The 4,286-nt window shown below is 64.2% G+C and carries 4 protein-coding genes; 3 read left to right on the forward strand and 1 reads right to left on the reverse strand.

The genetic code is table 11. The annotated features are described in order from the left end of the window. The first annotated feature begins 251 nt into the window (after positions 1–251). From WCB02_RS19325 to cysN, 3 genes are read left to right on the forward strand one after another with little or no spacing between them, the layout of a single operon-like run. The gene (locus WCB02_RS19325; RefSeq protein WP_423960468.1) at positions 252–1,271 is read left to right on the forward strand and encodes a sulfotransferase family protein; all 1,020 of its coding nucleotides are present in this window, start codon (positions 252–254) and stop codon (positions 1,269–1,271) included. Positions 1,272–1,297: 26 nt separating this feature from the next. Then, positions 1,298–2,245 carry a sulfate adenylyltransferase subunit CysD gene (cysD, locus tag WCB02_RS19330; protein WP_423960469.1) on the forward strand — a complete coding sequence of 316 codons (948 nt, stop codon included), beginning with the start codon at positions 1,298–1,300 and terminating at the stop codon, positions 2,243–2,245. Further along, complete coding sequence (gene cysN, locus WCB02_RS19335) at positions 2,245–4,143, forward strand: sulfate adenylyltransferase subunit CysN (RefSeq protein ID WP_423960471.1); 1,899 nt, start codon at positions 2,245–2,247, stop codon at positions 4,141–4,143. Before cysD ends, cysN begins: the two co-directional genes overlap by 1 nt. A 45-nt stretch (positions 4,144–4,188) precedes the next feature. On the opposite strand, the gene WCB02_RS19340 is transcribed toward cysN, so the two are convergent. After that, positions 4,189–4,286, reverse strand: a 98-nt coding sequence (locus tag WCB02_RS19340) for a DUF1674 domain-containing protein (RefSeq protein WP_423960473.1), incomplete at its 5' end; no start/stop codon positions are given.

Genomic DNA, 4,286 nt, shown 5'->3' on the forward strand with positions numbered 1-4,286 from the left:
GGCGCCAACGCCACCGGTTCGGCGTCCGCGCAGGTGCTGGCTTCGGCTCAAGCGCTCTCGAAAGAAAGCGGCCACCTCAGGAAAGAAGTCGAGAACTTCCTCCACACCGTGCGCGCCGCCTGATCGCCGGTCCTGCTCCAGCGCAGGCGGGATCCGAGTCCTTCGCATCATTCGACGTCCTTGCTGCTCCAAACTGATCTCAGAAGAGGCAACCGCCATCCCTGGCATCAATAAGAAAAGGAAACATGCAGATGGACCTCTCCTCGACATCCGCCGACGACATCGAGCGGCTGGCCGATTTGATCCGCCGTCAACACCCTTCGCTCGACACCATCCTGCTGCAGCCCGATGGCGAGTTCCAGACACGGAGCCTGGCGCTCGATGTCCTGATGCGCGAGGTGAGGGACTGCCTTTCCGAAGGCTTCCGCGACCGCCCGGCCGAGGATTTCCCTCTGCTCTATTACGCGTGGGGCAGATGCCGGGTGGGATCGACGGCCTTGACCAACCTGTTCGGCGTGGCTGGAATGCCGTCCTATTTCCAGCCGGTGAAAGCGATCCTGCGCCACGCCCTGACCGGCCGCACGGGGGCGCCCTGGATCATTCCCTCGGCGCTCGATCAACCGCACGTTTTCGGCAAGGAGACTGCCGGTCCGTATGTGCCGGCAGAAAGTCTGTTCCTTCCGCTGCAGCCATTGATCGAGGCCGGCTATCCACCGGACAAGATCCACATCATCATGCTCGATCGCGATCCGGCGAGTTCGCTGGCATCCTGGCTGGAGAAATGGTCGGACCGCACGCCGGAAGGCACGCTGACCCGCAACTTTGTCATCGCCACGATGAACACGCTCCGGGTCGAGAGTTACGCCACGCGGCAGGGCATCCCGACAACCCATTACGTCTATGAAGCAAGCAAAGAGGCCGCCCAATCGGTCCGCATCCTGTTCGACCGCATTGGTCTTGCGGCCCGCTTCAGCGAGAGCGCAATTCTCGACTGGAACGAAAGGGGACAATTGGAATCAAAAAGCTCGGGCATCACTTTCATCACCCAGCCATCGGTGTACATGGTCCCCGGGGTGCACGGCTCTGACACCGCGTATCGATACCGGGCTCGGAGGACCACCTCTCTGAGCGAAGCCCAGTTGAACACGCTGGAGCGCTGCGGTGTCGGCGATGTCTACCGCGCCTCGGTGGAAGCCTGCGTGCGCGACCTTGTCCTCAGCGCCGAGACGTCGAAGCGATTGTTTGGCGACGCGATCGGCGTGGCAGCATGATCGGCGACGTGGATTTTCGGGGAACAATGGCATCCCCTCTGTTCGCCGACCTCTCGTCCGGCGCGACGCGCCGCGCGGCGACCAGCCACCTCAGGCAACTCGAGGCCGACAGCATTTTCATCCTGCGCGAGGTGGCGGCCGAGTTCCGCAAACCGGTCATGCTCTATTCGATCGGCAAGGACTCCTCGGTGCTGCTGCACCTGGCGATGAAGGCGTTTCATCCCGGCAAGCCGCCGTTCCAGCTGCTGCATGTCGACACCACGTGGAAGTTCCGCGAGATGATCGCGTTTCGCGACCGGCGGGTGCGCGACCTCGGCCTCGAGCTGCTGGTTCACGTCAATCCGGACGGAATCACATCGGGCGTCGATCCGTTCAGTCACGGTTCGGCGCGCCACACCGACCTGATGAAGACCCAGGCGCTGCGCCAGGCGCTCGACCTCCATGGCTTCGACGCCGCGATCGGCGGAGCGCGGCGCGACGAGGAAAAGTCGCGCGCCAAGGAGCGGATCTTCTCGCATCGGAGCGCCGCGCATCGCTGGGATCCGAAGAACCAGCGGCCCGAACTCTGGAATCTCTACAATACGCTGCTCGGACCCGGCGAAAGCATGCGGGTGTTTCCGCTGTCGAACTGGACCGAGCTCGACGTCTGGGAATATATCCTGGTCGAGGAGATTCCGATCGTGCCGCTTTACTTTGCCGCGCCTCGGCCGGTCGTCGAGCGCGACGGCGCCTTGATCATGGTCGACGACGAGCGCATGCCGCTGCGCCCCGGCGAACAGCCGCAATGGCGCTCGGTCAGGTTCCGCACCCTGGGCTGCTATCCGCTGACCGGCGCAATGCCGTCGACGGCAACGACAGTGCCCGCGATCATCAAAGAGATGCTGGCGTCCAGATCCTCCGAGCGGCAAGGACGCGTCATCGACCGCGACAGCGCCGCATCGATGGAACGCAAGAAGGCCGAAGGTTACTTCTGATGAGTCTTGTCGCATATCCCATCGACCCGGCTCTCGACGCCCTGCCGTTCGATCACGGCGACAAGCCGACGCTGCGTTTTGTCACCTGCGGCAGCGTCGATGACGGCAAGAGCACATTGGTCGGCCGCCTGCTCTACGATTCGAAGATGCTGCTCGACGACCAGTTGAGCGCACTGCAGTCCGAAAGCAAGGTCGCCGGGACCACCGGCGGCGATCTCGATTTCGCGCTTCTGGTCGACGGCCTGCAGGCGGAACGCGAGCAGGGCATCACCATCGACGTCGCCTACCGGTTCTTCGCCACGCAGCGGCGCCGCTTCATCGTCGCCGACACCCCGGGCCATGAGCAGTACACCCGCAACATGGCGACCGGCGCATCCCACGCCGATCTCGCGGTGGTGCTGATCGATGCGCGCAAGGGCGTGATCACCCAGACCCGCCGCCACAGCCATATCCTCGGCCTGCTCGGTGTCCGCCATGTCGTGCTGGCGGTCAACAAGATGGATCTGGTCGGGTTTGATGCCGACCGTTTCACGGCGATCACGCTGGAATACCAGGCGCTCGCGGCGCAACTCGGGATTGCCGACGTGCAATGCATCCCGGTGGTGGCGCGCGATGGCGACAATATTTTCGCGCCAAGCCCGCGCCTGCCCTGGTATGTCGGACCGACCATCATGGACCATCTCGAGATGGTCGACGTGTCGGGCGATGTCGGGGGCCGGCCGCTGCGGCTTTGCGTGCAGTGGGTCAACCGGCCGGATGCGGAATTTCGCGGCTTCTCCGGCCGGATCGCCAGCGGCACGGTGCAGCGCGGCGATGCAATCAATGTGCAGCCGTCAGGCCGCACCAGCCGTGTCACCGGCATCCTGACGGCGTCGGGCGAGCAGGACCGCGCGACCGCGGGTGACTCGGTGACGCTGACGCTTGACGACGAAATCGACATCAGCCGGGGCGACGTCCTCACCGCCGGCCCGGCGCCGCTCATTTCGGATCAACTCGCCGCCGATCTGGTCTGGTTCGACGACAATGCCATGCTTCCCGGCCGCCGCTATGTGCTCAAATGCGGCGCCTCCTCGACCGGCGCCGTGATCTCGACCCTGAAGCATCGCGTCGCGATCGACACCATGGAGCACGAGGCCGCGACGACGTTGACGACCAACGAGATCGGCCGCGTCAATCTCAGCCTCGACCGGCCCCTGGTCTGCGACGCCTATCGCGACAACCGCGACCTCGGCAGCTTCATCCTGATCGACGCGCTCAGCCACCGCACGGCTGCGGCCGGAATGATCGACTTCTCGCTCCGCCGCGCCAACAATATCCGCTGGCATACGCTTGACGTCGACAAATCCATGCGCGCCCGACTGAAGCAGCAGCGGCCCTGCGTGCTGTGGTTCACCGGGCTGAGCGGCGCCGGCAAGTCGTCGATCGCCAATCTGGTGGATAAACGTCTCAGCGCCGTGGGGCGCCACACGACACTGCTCGACGGCGACAATCTGCGTCATGGCATCAACCGCGACCTCGGTTTCAGCAACGAGGCACGGATCGAGAACATCAGGCGGGTTGCCGAAATCGCGAAATTGTTCGTCGATTCCGGCATGATCGTCCTGGCGTCGCTGATCTCGCCGTTCCGATCCGAACGCGCGATGGCGCGCAGCCTGGTCGCTGCCGGCGAATTCATCGAGATTCATGTCGCCACCCCGCTTGCCGAATGCGAGCGCCGCGACCCCAAGGGCTTCTATCAACGGGCGCGCGCCCGCGAGCTGCCGAACTTCACCGGCATCGACCAGCCCTATGAGACGCCGGAGACGCCCGAAATCTCGATCGACACATCTTCCGTCGCGGTCGAAGCCGCCTGCGAGCAGATCGTGCTGTATTTGAGGGAAAACCGATATTTGGAGTGAGTTCCGGGTGCACCGGCCTCCCGCTTCGGTTCGCCGGCCCCATCCTCAAAAATCCGAGGCGATGCCCTTGCTTTCCCAGTCACCGTAGCGCGTCGGCTCGGGTCCCTGCGGGCCCTGAAACTCCTTCGGCAGCGGCCTGGTAT

Source organism: Bradyrhizobium sp., from assembly GCF_049581145.1.
Classification (GTDB): Bacteria; Pseudomonadota; Alphaproteobacteria; order Rhizobiales; family Xanthobacteraceae; genus Bradyrhizobium.

Excerpts from the sequence above, each read along its gene's own strand:
- cysN (WP_423960471.1), top strand. The coding sequence starts at position 2,245 with ATGAGTCTTGTCGCATATCCCATCGACCCGGCTCTCGACGCCCTGCCG.
- cysD (WP_423960469.1), top strand. The coding sequence starts at position 1,298 with ATGGCATCCCCTCTGTTCGCCGACCTCTCGTCCGGCGCGACGCGCCGC.
- WCB02_RS19325 (WP_423960468.1), top strand. The coding sequence starts at position 252 with ATGGACCTCTCCTCGACATCCGCCGACGACATCGAGCGGCTGGCCGAT.